Annotated in this window: 16 protein-coding genes and 1 pseudogene; 14 read left to right on the top strand and 3 right to left on the bottom strand. The window is 68.2% G+C overall.

Going from position 1 to position 14996, the window contains the following annotated elements; translation table 11 throughout:
- Positions 1-146: 146 nt before the first annotated feature.
- The 4 genes and pseudogenes from KUTG_RS66425 to KUTG_RS27065 form a co-directional block, all read left to right on the top strand.
- Positions 147-251: pseudogene (locus KUTG_RS66425) on the top strand (DUF433 domain-containing protein); the annotation flags it as partial.
- Between the two features lie 6 nt (positions 252-257).
- On the top strand, positions 258-716 hold the full coding sequence (locus tag KUTG_RS27075; RefSeq protein ID WP_232241490.1) for a DUF433 domain-containing protein: 459 nt from the start codon (positions 258-260) through the stop codon (positions 714-716).
- Positions 682-1155 (top strand): PIN-like domain-containing protein, encoded by a 474-nt coding sequence (locus KUTG_RS27070; protein WP_052395469.1) that lies wholly within the window; start codon positions 682-684, stop codon positions 1153-1155. The genes KUTG_RS27075 and KUTG_RS27070 overlap by 35 nt, the downstream gene beginning before the upstream one ends.
- Before the next feature lie 113 nt (positions 1156-1268).
- Positions 1269-3953: an MGH1-like glycoside hydrolase domain-containing protein gene (locus tag KUTG_RS27065; RefSeq protein WP_232240969.1), complete on the top strand. Its 2685-nt coding sequence runs from the start codon at positions 1269-1271 to the stop codon at positions 3951-3953.
- On the opposite strand, the gene KUTG_RS53935 is transcribed toward KUTG_RS27065, so the two are convergent.
- A complete protein-coding gene (locus tag KUTG_RS53935; protein ID WP_052395467.1) occupies positions 3919-4320 on the bottom strand; it encodes a PIN-like domain-containing protein in 402 nt (133 codons plus the stop codon). The genes KUTG_RS27065 and KUTG_RS53935 overlap by 35 nt on opposite strands.
- Positions 4321-4346: 26 nt before the next feature.
- Complete coding sequence (locus tag KUTG_RS27055) at positions 4347-5081, bottom strand: DUF433 domain-containing protein (protein ID WP_157494790.1); 735 nt, start codon at positions 5079-5081, stop codon at positions 4347-4349.
- 163 nt (positions 5082-5244) lie between these two features.
- Between KUTG_RS27055 and KUTG_RS27050 the strand changes: the two genes are divergently transcribed.
- From KUTG_RS27050 to KUTG_RS27040, 3 genes are read left to right on the top strand one after another with little or no spacing between them, the layout of a single operon-like run.
- Complete coding sequence (locus KUTG_RS27050; RefSeq protein WP_232240968.1) at positions 5245-6159, top strand: ABC transporter substrate-binding protein; 915 nt, start codon at positions 5245-5247, stop codon at positions 6157-6159.
- Positions 6160-6169: 10 nt separating this feature from the next.
- On the top strand, positions 6170-7003 hold the full coding sequence (locus KUTG_RS27045) for an amino acid ABC transporter permease (protein ID WP_052395465.1): 834 nt from the start codon (positions 6170-6172) through the stop codon (positions 7001-7003).
- Positions 7000-7764, top strand: coding sequence for an amino acid ABC transporter ATP-binding protein (locus tag KUTG_RS27040; protein ID WP_043720673.1), 765 nt, complete (start codon positions 7000-7002; stop codon positions 7762-7764). The genes KUTG_RS27045 and KUTG_RS27040 overlap by 4 nt, the downstream gene beginning before the upstream one ends.
- On the opposite strand, the gene KUTG_RS53930 is transcribed toward KUTG_RS27040, so the two are convergent.
- Positions 7741-8841, bottom strand: a complete 1101-nt coding sequence (locus KUTG_RS53930; RefSeq protein ID WP_052395464.1) for an alpha/beta hydrolase family protein — start codon at positions 8839-8841, stop codon at positions 7741-7743. The genes KUTG_RS27040 and KUTG_RS53930 overlap by 24 nt on opposite strands.
- Positions 8842-8949: 108 nt before the next feature.
- Between KUTG_RS53930 and KUTG_RS27030 the strand changes: the two genes are divergently transcribed.
- The 7 genes from KUTG_RS27030 to KUTG_RS27000 all read left to right on the top strand — a co-directional run.
- On the top strand, positions 8950-9807 hold the full coding sequence (locus KUTG_RS27030) for a transporter substrate-binding domain-containing protein (RefSeq protein ID WP_043720671.1): 858 nt from the start codon (positions 8950-8952) through the stop codon (positions 9805-9807).
- Positions 9808-9811: 4 nt separating this feature from the next.
- Complete coding sequence (locus KUTG_RS27025; RefSeq protein WP_043720668.1) at positions 9812-10621, top strand: amino acid ABC transporter permease; 810 nt, start codon at positions 9812-9814, stop codon at positions 10619-10621.
- Positions 10618-11367 carry an amino acid ABC transporter ATP-binding protein gene (locus tag KUTG_RS27020; protein WP_043720665.1) on the top strand — a complete coding sequence of 250 codons (750 nt, stop codon included), beginning with the start codon at positions 10618-10620 and terminating at the stop codon, positions 11365-11367. Before KUTG_RS27025 ends, KUTG_RS27020 begins: the two co-directional genes overlap by 4 nt.
- Positions 11368-11490: 123 nt before the next feature.
- Entirely contained in the window at positions 11491-12849 is a 1359-nt protein-coding gene (locus tag KUTG_RS27015; protein WP_052395463.1) for an extracellular solute-binding protein, read from the top strand.
- On the top strand, positions 12846-13715 hold the full coding sequence (locus KUTG_RS27010; protein ID WP_043720662.1) for a carbohydrate ABC transporter permease: 870 nt from the start codon (positions 12846-12848) through the stop codon (positions 13713-13715). Before KUTG_RS27015 ends, KUTG_RS27010 begins: the two co-directional genes overlap by 4 nt.
- Positions 13716-14531, top strand: a complete 816-nt coding sequence (locus KUTG_RS27005) for a carbohydrate ABC transporter permease (RefSeq protein WP_043720660.1) — start codon at positions 13716-13718, stop codon at positions 14529-14531.
- Between the two features lie 243 nt (positions 14532-14774).
- On the top strand, positions 14775-14996 hold a 222-nt coding region (locus KUTG_RS27000; RefSeq protein ID WP_043720658.1), incomplete at its 3' end, for an ROK family protein.

The raw sequence follows: 14996 nt of genomic DNA, 5'->3' as shown, positions 1-14996 counted from the left end.
GCAGCATCCGTCGATACCGGGTCACGCTCGCAGCATCTAGCCGTGCCGGACAGGAGAGGAGGGGAGCACCTGTGGTCGACAAGTTCAACGATCCACTGCTCACCCCCAAGGAGACGGCTCGCTACCTGCAGATTCCCGAGTCGACGATGTACTCCTGGTTGGCTGAGGACGCTGCGGGCACACCGCTGGTGCACCGCATCGAACCGCAGCGTCACGGCTGGCCGTCAGTGCCGTTCGTCGCCGTCGTCGAGGCGTACGTGCTCCGGTCGCTGCGTGAGCTCGGACTGACCAAGGAAACGATTCGCAAGGCCGCCGCGTCGGTGCGTCACGAGTTCGAGACTCCGTACGGATTGGCGACCAAGCGGATAGCCACGGACGGCGTTGATATTTTTGTGCAGTACGCGAATGACGAACTCGCACGCGCTCACGACGGCCAGATACCGGCACGCGAGATCATCGACGGCTATCTGCGCTACATCTCGTGGGACGTCACCGACGATTTCCCGGCCACGTTGCGCCTGCGGCAGTACCCGGACGTCGCGCCGGTGATCATCGACCCCCGATTCGGCTGGGGAGCGCCGGTGCTTGCCAGCACCAAGGTTTCCGTGGACACCGTCGTGGCGCTGTGGCGGGCCGGCGAACCGCTCGAAGTCGTCGCCGAGGAGTACGGCCTCACCCGTGATGCAGTCGAAGCAATCTGCCGACTCGCAGCCTGAGTTCTTCCTGGACCGCTGCCTCGGCCGTACCACCGGCCTGCGGCTACTCAATCTGGGTTGGCGGGTCCACATGGTCAGCGAGATCTATCCCAACGATGGCCAGGACGTGTCCGACCCGGACTGGATTTCGCATGGCCTGCGGCTGGGTTGGTCGTTACTCACCCAGGACAAACGGATCCGATACCGATCGGCGGAGATCGGCGCGCTCGCCGACGGCGGCGGCACGATGTTCTGCCGGTCCAGCGGAAATCTCATGATCCAGGACAGGGTCGACTACTTCGAGGGGCAACGCGAAGCCATCCATCGGGTCGCCGGTTCCGACGCAGTCGCGCTGTATCTGGCGTACAAGGACCGGATCGAGCGGCGCTGGGCCCTGATCTCCGAGCCGCCCGACCCACCTATCTCACGGGCCGACTTGACGAAGCGCCTGCGTGCGTGATCCCGCATGTGGGAGGGGATATTCGTGCGGCGGCGCTGCTTGTGGGCGGGAGCTGGGGCAAGGGCGGGAGGACAACCCGCCGAAGGCCAGTCGGCGTGCCCCACACTGGAGGGGTGAGCGAGCAGATCGAGTGGGCGCGGCTGGCCGAGGCGGACGAGATGGACAGCCCGTGGCGGCACTGGGGTCCCTACCTGTCCGGGCGGCAGTGGGGCACGGTTCGCGAGGACTACTCGGCCAGTGGGGACGCCTGGTCGTTCTTTCCGTTCGACCACGCCCGCTCGCGCGCCTACCGGTGGGGCGAGGACGGCATCTCGGGCATCTGCGATCGGCACGGCTTCCTGAACCTGGCGCTGGCGCTGTGGAACGGCAAGGACCCGATCCTCAAGGAACGGTGGTTCGGCCTGGCCAACGAGGAGGGCAACCACGGGGAGGACGTCAAGGAGCACTGGTGGATCCAGGACGGCACGCCCACGCACTCCTGGATGAGCGTGCTCTACCGGTACCCGCAGGCGGAGTACCCGTACCAACAGCTGCGGGAGATGGCCAAGGCGGCGGGGAGGCAGGGGCGGGAGCCGGAGCTGGCGGACACGGGGGTGCTGGCGGAGGACCGGTTCTTCGATGTGGTGACGACGTACGCCAAGGCGGGCCCGCACGACATCTGCGTGGAGATCTCGGCGACGAACCAGGGGCCGGACGCGGCGCCGCTGCATCTGTTGCCGCAGTTGTGGTTCCGCAACACCTGGGCGTGGGGCAGGGATGCCAGGAGGCCGGCGCTGGAGGCGATCCGGGTACACGGCAGGTGCGCGGTGGTGGCGGAGCACTCGTCGCTGGGCCGGTACACGCTGCACCTGGACGGCGCGCCGACGCTGCTGGTGACGGACAACGAGACGAACGACGTGGAGCTGTTCGGCAGCGCCAACAACGAGACCCGGTACACGAAGTGCGGCATCGACGCCCACGTGGTGCGGGGCGAGAGCGGCACGTGCCAGGTGATCCACGACGGCAGCGCGTCGCGCCCGGGCACGAAGGCAGCGGCCTGGTACCGCTTCGACTCGGTGGCCCCCGGCGAGACGGTGATCATCCGGTTGCGACTGATCGCCGGCAACGGCCACGTCGACCCGTTCGGCGCGACCTTCCACACGGCGGTGCAGGACCGTAAGCGCGAGGCAGACGAGTACCACGACAGCATCGCCCCGGAGCTGGACGACGAGCGCAAGCAGGTGCTGCGACGGTCGCTGGCCGGTCTGATGTGGACCAAGCAGCACTACCGCTTCAAGGTGCGGGACTGGCTGGCCGGCGACCCGGCCCAGCCGCCGGCCCCGGACCTGCGCCGCGGCATCGGCGGCCGCAACGTGCACTGGCGGCACTTCGACGTGGCCGACGTGATCTCCATGCCGGACGAGTGGGAGTACCCCTGGTTCGCGGCCTGGGACCTGGCCTTCCAGGCGGTGCCGTTCGCGCTGGTGGACCCGGCCTTCGCCAAGGAGCAGCTGCTGTTGCTGTGCCGCGAGTGGATGATGCACCCCAACGGCCAGCTGCCGGCCTACGAGTGGGACTTCGGCGACGCCAACCCGCCGGTGCACGCGTGGGCGGCGTTGCAGGTGTATCGGGCGGAGGCCGTGCCGGACCGCACGTTCCTGTCCAAGGTGTTCCACAAGCTGCTGCTGAACTTCTCGTGGTGGGTCAACCGCAAGGACGCCGACGGCAGCGACCTGTTCGAGGGCGGCTTCCTCGGCATGGACAACATCGGCCCGGTCAACCGGTCCACGCCGATGCTGGGCGACTGGCGGCTGGAGCAGTCGGACGCCACGTCCTGGATGGCGGCGTTCAGCCTGCACCTGTTGCAGATCGCGCTGGAGCTGGCCCGTGAGGACGAGTCCTACGAGGACGTGGCCACGAAGTTCGTCGAGCACTTCCTCTACATCGCCCGTGCCTTCAACCAGTTCGGGTCCAGCACCCGTGGACTGTGGCACGACGAGGACGGCTTCTGCTACGACATCGTGTCCCGGCAACTGCCCGACGGCAGCGTCGAGTCCGAGCACGTCCGCGTGCGGTCCATGGTCGGTCTGATGCCGGTGCTGGCCCAGGCGGTGCTGGAGCCGTGGGTGTTCGCCGAGCTGCACGGTTTCACCAGCCGGCTGGACTACCTGCTGCGCAAGCAGCCCGAGTTCGCCCAGTTCATCACCTGGCAGCAGGTCGGCGACGAGCGCCGGGCCAACCTGGCGCTGCTGGACGCCAAGAAGCTGGGCCGGGTGCTGGGCCGCATGTTCGACGAGGGGGAGTTCCTGTCCCCGCACGGCATCCGCTCGCTGTCGGCGGCCCACCGGGACGGGCTGGACGTGCAGTTCGCCGGCCAGGCCCACATGATCGGCTACGAGCCGGGCGAGTCGATGACGCCGATGTTCGGCGGCAACTCCAACTGGCGCGGGCCGATCTGGTTCCCCACCAACGCCCTGCTCGTGGAGGCACTGCGCCAGGTGGACGACTTCCACGACGGCCAGTTCCACGTGGACCTGCCGACCGGCTCCGGCCAGGCGGTCACCGCGGGTCAGGCCGCCGACGAGCTGGCCCGCCGGCTGGTGAGCATCTTCCTGCCCACCGGGGACGGCAGCAGGCCGTGCGACGGCAAGCGGGTCGAGGCGACGGATTCGCCCTTGTGGCGACCCCACATCACCTTCAGCGAGTACTTCGACGGCGACACCGGCGAGGGCCTCGGCGCCACTCACCAGACCGGTTGGACGGCCCTGGTGGCCCGGCTGCTGGCTACACCGAATCACGATCGAGCGCGACAGGCGTGAGTTCCCGTGCAGTGAGATGACGCACCCAGGGGCCCGGGATCTCCGCGGCGGCTTCGATCGCCGCCCGGTGATCCTGGATCCGCGCCAACTTCTCGACCGTGCTGATGTTGTTATTGGGATAGACGAGATAACGCGCGGCGGACAGGCACAACATCCGACGCTCGGCCGGATTGCGTCGAATGCGCCCGTCCGCACCGAGCAACACGTAGCCGTCCCGGGCCGCCTCGGCGATCCATCGCACGTCGGCGACGAGCTGTCCCTGCTGCTCCCCGTAGCGCTCTGCCAGCGTCTGCACCTCGAACCCGAGCTCACGGACAGCAGTCGCGATGCGCCAGCTGATGCTGCGGTCGCAGAAGAGCTTCGACACGACAGAAATCGACCTCGCCCGAGCTCTCAGCCGACCCGCTCGGCCCTGAACACGGCTTCGGTCACTTCGTCCACGCTGAGTCGGAAGTCCGCAGCGACGTCCTCGATCGGGTCGCCCGCGTGAACCTGTCCGACAACCGCGTCCACCGGCACGCCGTTGCCGGCGAAACTGGGCCGACCGAAGTTGATGTTCGGGTCGGCGATCACCTTCGCGATCTCGTAGTCGGGAAGCACCAGCACATCGGCGAACCCGTCCGCCGCGTAGTGGATACCCCGCAACCGATCCTGCACGACCTTGCGAAACACGTACTGGCCGTTGCGGAGTACCACCAGTTTCTTCGCCTCGGCCCGTGTGTTCTCGTCCCGGTCCGTCACTTCCCACAACAGGTCGGCACCATCGGTGTAAAGCTGCTGGGAGGCCAGCGCGTGTTCGACGCCGAGCCGATCCCGCACGAGTTCCAGCGCCGGCCGGATCCGTTGCAGCGGAACTCCGGCGGCCCGTAGGGACGCCAAGAACGCCGCTTCCGCGAGTCCGACGAAGGGAACGGACGGGTCGCCGGCCCGAGCAGGCGGCACAGAGGTGATCAGCGGTCGGCCGACAACCGGCGGTCGCTCCACCCGGCGACGCTGATAACCACGAGCCCAACTGGAAAATGTGCTCGCCCGCATGGCCAACGCCCGTGAGGCGTCGACCTGCGTGTACAGCGGGACGTCGAACCGCAGTTCGTCCGCTCCGGGCTGCTCGAGCACTGCCGTGGACACCCCAGCAGTATGGCCGCTGCGATCTTGCCCTACCCAGCTACCGTCGGTGACTTTTCCGCCACTTGGCGGACATGGTCGTGACAAAACGTAACCATTGGGGGCCTATCAACTGACACGATCGGGTGACAGGATGCGGCAAAACCGACAGTGAGCGGAGGCCGCCTTGTTCAGACCCGCAGGAAGAGCCGTGCTGGCCCTGCCCATCGTTCTGCTGATCGCCGCCGGGTGTGGCGCCACCGGCAACGGCAGCGGTGACAGCGGCAGCGCCGGCTCCTCGACGACGGCCGACAGCGGCCCGGGCAAGAACGCGGCGCTGGCCGCGATGGTGCCGGCGGACGTGGCCAAGGACGGCAAACTGACCATCGGCACCGACACCACGTACGCGCCCAGCGAGTTCGTGGACGAGAACAACAAGAACGTCGGCATGGACATCGACCTCGGCGACGCGGTCGCCAAGGAGCTGGGCCTGAGCGCCGACTTCCAGACCGCCAGCTTCGACGGCATCCTGGCCGGCCTCTCGGCCGGCAAGTTCGAGCTGGCGATGTCCTCCTTCAGCGTGAACACCGAGCGCCTGCAGACCGTGGACATGGTCAGCTACTTCACGGCCGGCACCTCGATGGCCGTGCTCAAGGGCAATCCGGGCGGCCTGACCCTGGACACCCTGTGCGGGCACACCGTGTCGGCGCAGAAGGGCACCACCCAGGCCGACGACCTGGCCGCCCGCTCGGCCAAGTGCACGGGCGACGGCAAGCTGGCCATCACCGTCTCCGAGTTCCAGGCCCAGACCGACGTGACGCTGGCGCTGACCTCCAAGCGCGCGGAGGCCATGCTGGCCGACTCGCCGGTGGTGGACTACGCGATCAAGCAGACCGGCCAGCTGGAGAAGGTCGGCAACTCCTACGCCAACGCCCCGTACGGCATCGGCGTGGCCAAGAACAAGGGCGACCTGGCCAAGGCCGTGCAGGGCGCGGTGCAGGCCCTGATCGACGACGGCACGTACAAGAAGATCCTGGACAAGTGGGGCGTCGGCGCGGGCGCGGTCACCAAGTCCGAACTGAACCCGCAGACCTCCGGCTGAGGCCAGGACGGTGTCGAACCCGATCAAGGCCGTGCCGGTCCGCCACCCGGGACGGTGGCTGGCCGGCGCGGTGATTCTCGTGCTGGCCGCGATGCTGGCGCACAGCCTGGTCACCAACGAGAACTTCCACTGGGACGTCGTCGGCAAGTACCTGACCGCGTCCAACGTCCTCAACGGGCTGAAGAACACCCTGATCCTGACCGTGCTGTCGATGGCCATCGGCATCGTGGGCGGCATCCTGCTGGCGGTGATGCGGCTGTCGGCCAATCCGCTGCTGTCCTGGACGGCCGCGGCCTACATCTGGCTGTTCCGCGGCACGCCGGTGATCACCCAGCTGCTGTTCTGGTTCTTCCTGGCGGCGCTGTATCCGCGGCTGGGCCTGGGCATCCCGTTCGGGCCGACGTTCCTGTCGGTGGACACCAACTCGCTGATCGCGCCGTTCACCGCGGCCCTGCTGGGTCTCGGCCTGAACGAGGCGGCCTACATGGCGGAGATCGTGCGCGGCGGCATCCTGTCGGTGGACCACGGGCAGACCGAGGCGGCCGAGGCGCTGGGCATGAGCCGGGCCAAGATCCTTCGCCGGATCGTGCTGCCGCAGGCCATGCGGGTGATCATCCCGCCCACCGGCAACGAGACGATCTCCATGCTGAAGACGACCTCGCTGGTGATCGTGATCGCCTACTTCGAGCTGATGACGGCCGTGCAGCAGATCTACTCCCGCAACTTCCAGACCATCCCGCTGCTCATCGTGGCGGCGATCTGGTACCTGCTGCTGACCTCGATCCTGACGGTGGTCCAGGGCCGGATCGAGAAGCACTTCGCCCGAGGGGTGGCGACCCGATGACCGAGCTGATGGTCAAGGCCGAGGGGGTGCACAAGAGCTTCGGGCGGACCGAGGTGCTCAAGGGCATCGATCTGGAGGTCCGTCCGGGCGAGGTGATGTGCGTGATCGGGCCGTCCGGCTCGGGCAAGTCCACGCTGCTGCGCTGCGTCAACCACCTGGAGAAGATCAACGCGGGCCGGCTGTGGGTCGACGGCGAGCTGGTCGGCTACACCCAGAAGGGCGACAAGCTCTACGAGCTGCGCGACCGGGAGGTGGCCCGCAAGCGGCAGGAGATCGGCATGGTCTTCCAGCGCTTCAACCTGTTTCCCCACATGACGGCGGTGGAGAACGTGATGGAGGCGCCGGTCCAGGTCAAGCGGGAGTCCAGGGCGGAGGCCCGCGACCACGCCATGCGGCTGCTGACGCAGGTGGGGCTGGCCGACAAGACCGGCTCCTACCCGAGCCAGCTCTCGGGCGGCCAGCAGCAGCGGGTGGCGATCGCCCGTGCGCTGGCCATGCGGCCCAAGCTGATGCTGTTCGACGAGCCGACCTCGGCGCTGGACCCGGAGCTCGTCGGCGACGTGCTGGCGGTGATGCGCCAGCTCGCCGCCGACGGCATGACCATGGTCGTGGTCACGCACGAGATGGGCTTCGCGCGCGAGGTCGGCGACTCGCTCGTGTTCATGGACGGCGGTGTGGTGGTCGAGCAGGGCTCGCCCCGGGAAGTGATCGCCGCCCCGCAACACGAGCGGACCAGGTCATTTCTGGCGAAGGTGCTCTGACAGCCAGCAGGCCAGGTCGGTCAGCGGCTGCTGGTCGATGGGCTGGAAGTCGTCGGCGAACATCGACGGCGTCCGGCCCAGCGAGTGCCCCAGCGTCGGATAGAAGCGCAACGAGCCGTGCAGGGCGGCGTTCAGCCTGAACGCTCCCGTCGGCGGCACGTTGGCGTCGCGGCCGCCCTGCAGGATCAGCGTCGGGAACTTGCGCAGGGCCTTGGCCTGGTCCAGCACCGACGGCAGGGCCCGGTCCGGGGCGTAGATGTTGAAGAAGCCGCCGGGCGCGAACTGCACGTCGAACGCCTTCTGCAGGCCGGGCGGGAACTCGGTGTCCACGTCCAGCTTGCCGTTGCCATTGGTGTCGACGTTCGGGTCGACGGTGAAGTCACCCTGGTACGCCTTGGGCGCGATGAGGCTGATGTACTCCGTGGCCACCAGGCCGCCGCCACCGGTGTTGGCCCGTTTCAGGTCGTCCGGCGCCAGCGCCGTGCCGAACGTCCGCAGGTAGGGCTGGACGACGCGGGTGGCCTGGTCGGTGAACAGGCTCCGCCAGTCCTGCGTCACCGGGCCCTGGAACACCACGCCGGCCAGCTCGGGGTGCTTCACGGCCAGCGCGGCGGCGACGGTGCTGCCCTCGCTCCAGCCGTACAGGAACACCTTGTGCTTGTCGACGTGCTCGTCGGCCTCGGCGGCGGCCAGCACGGTGCCGGCGTCGTCGAGCATCTTGGGCAGGTCCAGCTTGGTGTAGAAGCTGGCGTAGTCGGCCGTGCCGTCCGGGTTGACGTACCGCTTGTCGTAGCGCATCACGGCGAAGCCGCGGGCGGTCAGCGCGGCCGACAGGTCGGCGAAGATCGTCGACTTGCCCTGGATGTCGGCGTCCCGGTTCTCCGGCCCGGAGCCCGGGATCAGCACCACGACCGGCGCGTGCCCGACATTGGTCGGGTAGTCCAGCTGGCCGCCCCCGGCGAAGTCGCCGAACTGGAACGTGAACTGCTCGTGCGCGACGGCGGCCGGCGCCGCCTGCGCGGTGGTCGCGCCGCCCAGCACCAGGCCGGCGGCGGCGAGTATGGCAAGTCCCCTCATGCCCGGAACCGTATTCCGGATGCTGGTCGGCTGTCCGCTCAAATAGGCAGCGGGCCCGTCCGGTGGCAGGATTGCCGATCAACCAGTACCCGGACGAGGGAGAACGCCGTGGGCCGCCTCAAAGTGTTGACCGTGATCCCGGCGGTCGCCGTTGCGCTGGTCGCCGGCGGGTGCGTCGAGTCGACGTCCACGTCCGCCCCCGGCGCCGACGGCGTGCAGCTGGTCCAGTCGGGCAAGCTGCTCACTTGCGCCCACCTGCCGTACGTGCCGTTCCAGTACAAGGACGGCGACCAGGTGGTCGGTTTCGACGTGGACGTGGTCGACTTCGCGGCCAAGAAGCTCAACGTGCCGCAGCAGATCGTGGACACGCCGTTCGACGGCATCAAGTCCGGCGCCGACCTCAACTCCAACCAGTGCGACGTGGTGGCCGGCGCGATCACCATCAACGACACGCGGGCCCAGAACTTCGACTTCACCATCCCGTACTTCCAGGCCACCCAGGCGCTGCTGACCAAGACCGGCAACGACTTCAAGACGCTGGAGTCGCTGGCCGGCAAGAAGGTCGGCGTGCAGTCGGACACCACCGGCGAGGCCTACATCAAGGGCTGGAACGCCAAGAACGGCGGCGTGATCACCGCGGTGGCCTTCGAGGACTCGGCGCTGCTGGAGACGGCGGTCAAGACCGGCCAGGTCGACGCGTCCATCAACGACAACGGCATTCTCTACGACTACGCCAAGAAGAACCCGGACACGCAGGTCAGCGCCGAGTTCAACACCAACGAGCAGTACGGCTTCGGCGTGAAGAAGGGCAACGCGGCGCTGTTGAAGGTGCTCAACGACGCCATCAAGGCCTCGGCCGCGGACGGCAGCTACGCCAAGGCCTACCAGAAGTGGTTCGGCAAGCGGCCGTCGTGGCAGCCGGGCGACTCGACCTCGGCCACGCCGACCACCACGAGCAAGGGCTGAATCGGTGGCGCTGACCCGTCGGCAGCGCCGGACGGCGATCCGCGGCACGCAGTACGGCGTGCTGGTGGTCGTCGTCCTGGTGGTGGCCTTCGCCGCCAACTGGCGTGACATCCAGCGCGGCTTCTTCGACCTGGACGCCGCCCGGCAGCTGTTCCCGGACGTGTTGAGCACCGCGCTGGTCAACACCGTCAAGTACACGGTGCTGGGCTTCGTGTTCGGCCTGGTGCTGGGCCTGATCCTGGCGCTGATGCGACTGTCCTCGGTGCCGCCCTACCGCTGGATCGCCACCGTCTACATCGAGTTCTTCCGTGGTGTGCCGGCCCTTCTGGTGTTCCTGGCCTTCGGCTTCGGCGTGCCGATCGCGTTCCACATCCGGTTCACCACCCTGAGCACGGTGGTGGTGGCGTTGGGTCTGGTCGGCGCCGCGTACATGGCGGAGACGATCCGCGCCGGCATCCAGGCCGTGCCCAAGGGACAGATGGAGGCGGCGCGCTCGCTGGGCATGTCCCAGCTCCGGGCCATGGTGTCGATCATCATCCCGCAGGCCTTCCGGATCGTGCTGCCGCCGCTGACCAACGAGTTGATCCTGCTGGCCAAGGACTCCTCGCTGATCTACCTGCTCGGCCTGACCGGATCCGAGTACGAGCTGACCAAGTTCGGCCGGGACGCCATGAACACCGTGCAGTCGATGACGCCGCTGATCGTGGCCGGCCTGTGCTACCTGATCATCACCATTCCGCTGTCCTATCTGTCGCGCTACCTGGAGCGGCGGACCAGCGGCGAGTCGAAGCAGGGCCTTGAGGTGTTGTCATGAGTGTCATTGAGATTTCCGGGCTGCACAAGTCTTTCGGCTCGCTCCAGGTGCTCAAGGGCATCGACCTGACCGTCGAGCGCGGTGACGTCGTCTGCATCATCGGGCCGTCCGGCTCGGGCAAGTCGACGCTGCTGCGCTGCGTGAACCTGTTGGAGCAGCCCGACTCCGGCCGGGTCGTGGTCGACGGCACCGAGCTGACCGACCCGGACGTGGACATCGACCGGGCCCGGCGCCGGCTGGGCATGGTGTTCCAGAGCTTCAACCTGTTCAACCACCTCAACGTCCTGGACAACCTGACCATCGCGCAGCGCAAGGTGTTGGGGCGCAACCGGGACGAGGCTGAGCGGATCGCCGGGCAGAACCTGGAGAAGGTGGGCCTGGCCGGCCGCGAGCGGTCGCTGCCCTCGCAGCTGTCCGGCGGCCAGCAGCAGCGGGCGGCCATCGCCCGGGCGCTGTCCATGGACCCGCAGGTGATGCTGTTCGACGAGCCGACCTCGGCGCTGGACCCGGAGCTGGTCGGGGACGTGCTGGGCGTGATGCGCACGCTGGCCGGCGAGGGCATGACCATGCTCGTCGTGACGCACGAGATGCAGTTCGCCCGCGAGGTGGCGGACAAGGTGCTGTTCATGGACGGCGGCGTTGTCGTCGAGCAGGGCCCGCCGGCCCAGGTCATCGGGGCGCCGACGCAGGAGCGGACGCGGACGTTCCTGGCCCGGGTGCTCAACCCGACCGGTGACAACCCGTGATCATGTCCGTTCTTGTCACGAACAGCGCCTAACTGGCGACAGTGCGTTGACTTTGTTCGAGCACCGGATTTACGGTCGCCCCCTGTCGTGGTCCACATCGCAGTCGACCAAGGGGAGACGCCCATGCGGGCACGCACCATCGCCGCCGGCCTGGCCGTCGCCGCGCTGACCCTGCCGCTGGCCGCCTGCGGCGGCGGGGACGCCGCGAGCGGCGACGCCAAGACGATCAAGATCGTCTACCGGAACTACAGCGACTTCCCGCAGATGGACACCTTCATGAAGTCGGTGAAGAAGGAGTTCGAGGCGGCCAATCCCGGCATCACCGCCCAGCTGACCCCGGTGTCCAGTCTGGACAGCGACTACCTGGCCAAGGTCCAGCTGATGCAGCGGTCCCCGTCGACCGCGCCGGACGTGCTGTTCGAGGACAGCTTCAACGTCAACGCGGACGCCGCCGCCGGCTACCTGCTGCCGATCGACGACTACCTGAACAAGTGGCCGGACTGGAACAGCCAGTTCATCCCCACCACCAAGCAGGCCGGCCGGGCGGTGGACGGCAAGACCTACGCGGTGCCGATGGGCACCGACTCCCGCGGCCTGTGGTTCAACAAGGACGTCTTCGCCAAGGCGGGCCTGCCGACCGACTGGCAGCCCAGGACCTGGAACGACGTGCTGGACGCGGCCCGCAAGATCAAGCAGACGCAGCCGGACGTCGAGCCCATGTACATGCCGCTGGGCAAGCCCGCGGCCGAGGCGATGTCCATGCAGTCGCTGGAGATGCTGCTCTACGGCACGCCGACCAAGGACCTGTACGACGAGAAGGCCGGCAAGTGGGTCGCGCCCAGCAAGGGCTTCGAGGACGCGCTCGGCTACGTGCAGACGGTGATGAAGGAGAACCTGGCCCAGACGGCCGCGCAGGCCGAGGACACGCAGTGGGCGCAGACCCAGATGCCGCTGCTGATGTCCCAGGGCAAGATCGGCTTCATGATGGACGGCGGCTGGTACGCCCGGTACTGGGAGCCCGGCGGCGTCGCGCCGTGGGCGGACTGGTCCAAGACCCTGGGCACCACCAAGTTCCCCACCCAGAACGGCCAGGCCCCCGGCAACGTGACGCTGTCCGGCGGCTGGACGCTGGCGGTCGGCGCGAGCACCGGCAACGCCGACGCCTCCGTCAAGTTCATCCAGACCGCGCTGAACAAGGAGAACTCGGCGGCCATCGACGTGGCCTGCTCGTGGCTGCCGGTGCGCGAGGACGTGAAGGCCGATTCACGGCTGGCGCAGAAGGACCCGACCGAGCCGTTCTGGAGCAGCCTGGTGTCGTTCACCCGGTACCGGCCGACGCTGCCCGAGTACCCGCAGGTGTCCAACGCCATGGACGTGGCCGGCGACTCCGTGGTCAACGGCGGCGAGCCGGCCAAGGCGGCCCAGCAGTTCGCGCAGGACGTGTCCAAGGCGGTCGGCGCGGACAAGGTGAAGACCGGTTGAGGCGCTCTCCCCGGCTCGGGGTGTGGCTGCCGCCGCTCGCCCCGTCGATCGTCCTGTTGGGACTGTTCGTCGCCGGCCCGATCCTGTGGTGCTTCTACGCGGCCTTCACCAACTCCGCGCTGAGCGGGATCTCGGCCCGGCGGCCCAAGTTCGTCGGCATCGACAACTTCACCACGGCGTTCACCAGTTCCGACGTCGCCTCGTCGCTGTGGCTGACGGTGGTCTTCGTGCTGCTGTCGGCCGTGGTCGGGCAGAACGGGCTCGGCATCCTGCTGGCGGTTTTCCTTCAGCAGCGCGGAAAGCTGCTGCGGGGCATCGTCGGCACGGTGGTGGTCGCGGCCTGGGTGCTGCCGGAAGTCGTTGCGGCGTTTGCCATCTACGCCTTCCTCAACGCCCAGGGTACGCTCAACGAAGTGCTCGGCTGGTTCGGAATGGGCCAGAACTGGCTCTACACCGCGCCGATGCTGGCCGTGGTGCTGGCCAACATCTGGCGCGGCACCGCGTTCTCCATGCTCGTCTACCAGGCGGCGCTGAGCGAGGTGCCCAGCGATCTGGTCGAGGCGGCGCAGGTGGACGGGGCCGGGCCGCTGCGGCGGTTCTGGCACGTGGTGCTGCCGGTGATCCGCCGGACCGTGGTCACCAACCTGATGCTGATCACGCTGCAGACGCTGGGCGTCTTCGGGCTGATCTACGTGCTGACCGCGGGCGGGCCCGACAACAAGACCCGGACGTTGCCGCTGCTGATGTACGAGCAGGCCTTCAAGTTCGGGCAGATCGGCTACGGCACCGCGATCGCCCTGGTGCTGCTGGTGCTCGGCGCGGTGTTCTCCCTGGTCTACATCCGCAGCCTCAAGGCGGAGGTCTGAATGCGCGGCCCCCGCTTGGTGGTCAACCTGGTTCTGCTGGTCGTCGCGGTGCTGTTCGTGGCGCCGCTGCTGTGGCTGGTGACGGCGTCCTTCGACACGCACGGCGGCCTGGCCGCGAAGGTGCCGGGGGAGGCCACCCTGGGCAACTTCGGCCAGATCCTCAACTGGGAGGTCGGCGGCCGGCCGCTGGTCAACGGCCTGTTGATCAGCTCCGGCACGGCGATCATCGCCGTGGTGGTGGCGGTGCTGGCGGCGTATCCGCTGTCCCGCTTCCAGCTGCGGTTCCGGCGGCCGTTCCTGTACACGATCCTGTTCACCACCGGCCTGCCGGTGACGGCGATCATGGTGCCGGTGTACGGCCTGTTCGTCCGGCTGTCCCTGGTCGACTCGCTGTGGGGGACCACGGTGTTCCTGGCCGCCACCGCGCTGCCGATGGCCATCTGGATGTGCAAGAACTTCATGGACGGCATCCCGATCAGCCTGGAGGAGGCGGCCTGGGTCGACGGCGCCTCGTCGTTGCAGGCGCTGCGCTCGATCGTGCTGCCGCTGATGGCCCCGGGCGTGGCCGTGGTCGGGATCTTCACGTTCATCACGGCCTGGGGCAACTTCTTCGTGCCGTTCGTGCTGCTGCTCGACCCGGACAAGATGCCGGCCTCGGTGGGCATCTTCTCCTTCTTCGGCCAGAACGGGCTCGTGGCCTACGGGCAGCTGGCGGCCTATTCGATCCTGTACACCGCGCCCGTGCTGGGGCTGTATCTGGTGGTGTCCCGGTGGCTCGGCGGCGGCTTTAGCATGGCGGGAGCAGTCAAGGCCTGAGGGAGGATCCCGGTGACCGAGCTTGCGAGGGCACCGATATGCGCAGGGACCTGGGTCACAGACGCGCCGAGCGCTAGCGAGGTGGGCCTGTGACCGAGCTTGCGAGGGCACCAATATGCGCAGGGACCTGGGTCGCAGACCCGCCGAGCGCTAGCGAGGTGGGCCGGTGACCGAGCTTGCGAGGGCACCAATATGCGCAGGGACCTGGGTCGCAGACCCGCCGAGCGCTAGCGAGGTGGGCCTGTGACCGACCACGTGCTGGCGCTCGACGTGGGCGGCACCAAGATCGCCGCCGGGCTCGTCGACGCGCAGGGCTCCGTGGTGCGCCGGGCCGTCCGGCCCACTCCCGCGCACGACGCCGAGTTGGCCTGGCAGGCCGTCGCCGACCTGGTCACCGAGGTGTTGGACGGCGCTGTGCCCAGTGCCGTCGGCATCGGCTCCGCCGGTCCCGTCGACACCGACGCC

This window comes from Kutzneria sp. 744, assembly GCF_000568255.1.
Taxonomy (GTDB): Bacteria; Actinomycetota; Actinomycetes; order Mycobacteriales; family Pseudonocardiaceae; genus Kutzneria.
The sequence above is the reverse complement of the archived record's forward strand: the minus strand, read 5'-3'. Positions and strand labels throughout refer to the sequence as shown.

Excerpts from the sequence above, each read along its gene's own strand:
- KUTG_RS27005 (WP_043720660.1), top strand. The coding sequence starts at position 13,716 with ATGCGCGGCCCCCGCTTGGTGGTCAACCTGGTTCTGCTGGTCGTCGCG.
- KUTG_RS53930 (WP_052395464.1), bottom strand. The coding sequence starts at position 8,841 with ATGAGGGGACTTGCCATACTCGCCGCCGCCGGCCTGGTGCTGGGCGGC.
- KUTG_RS27020 (WP_043720665.1), top strand. The coding sequence starts at position 10,618 with ATGAGTGTCATTGAGATTTCCGGGCTGCACAAGTCTTTCGGCTCGCTC.
- KUTG_RS27070 (WP_052395469.1), top strand. The coding sequence starts at position 682 with ATGCAGTCGAAGCAATCTGCCGACTCGCAGCCTGAGTTCTTCCTGGAC.
- KUTG_RS27040 (WP_043720673.1), top strand. The coding sequence starts at position 7,000 with ATGACCGAGCTGATGGTCAAGGCCGAGGGGGTGCACAAGAGCTTCGGG.
- KUTG_RS27015 (WP_052395463.1), top strand. The coding sequence starts at position 11,491 with ATGCGGGCACGCACCATCGCCGCCGGCCTGGCCGTCGCCGCGCTGACC.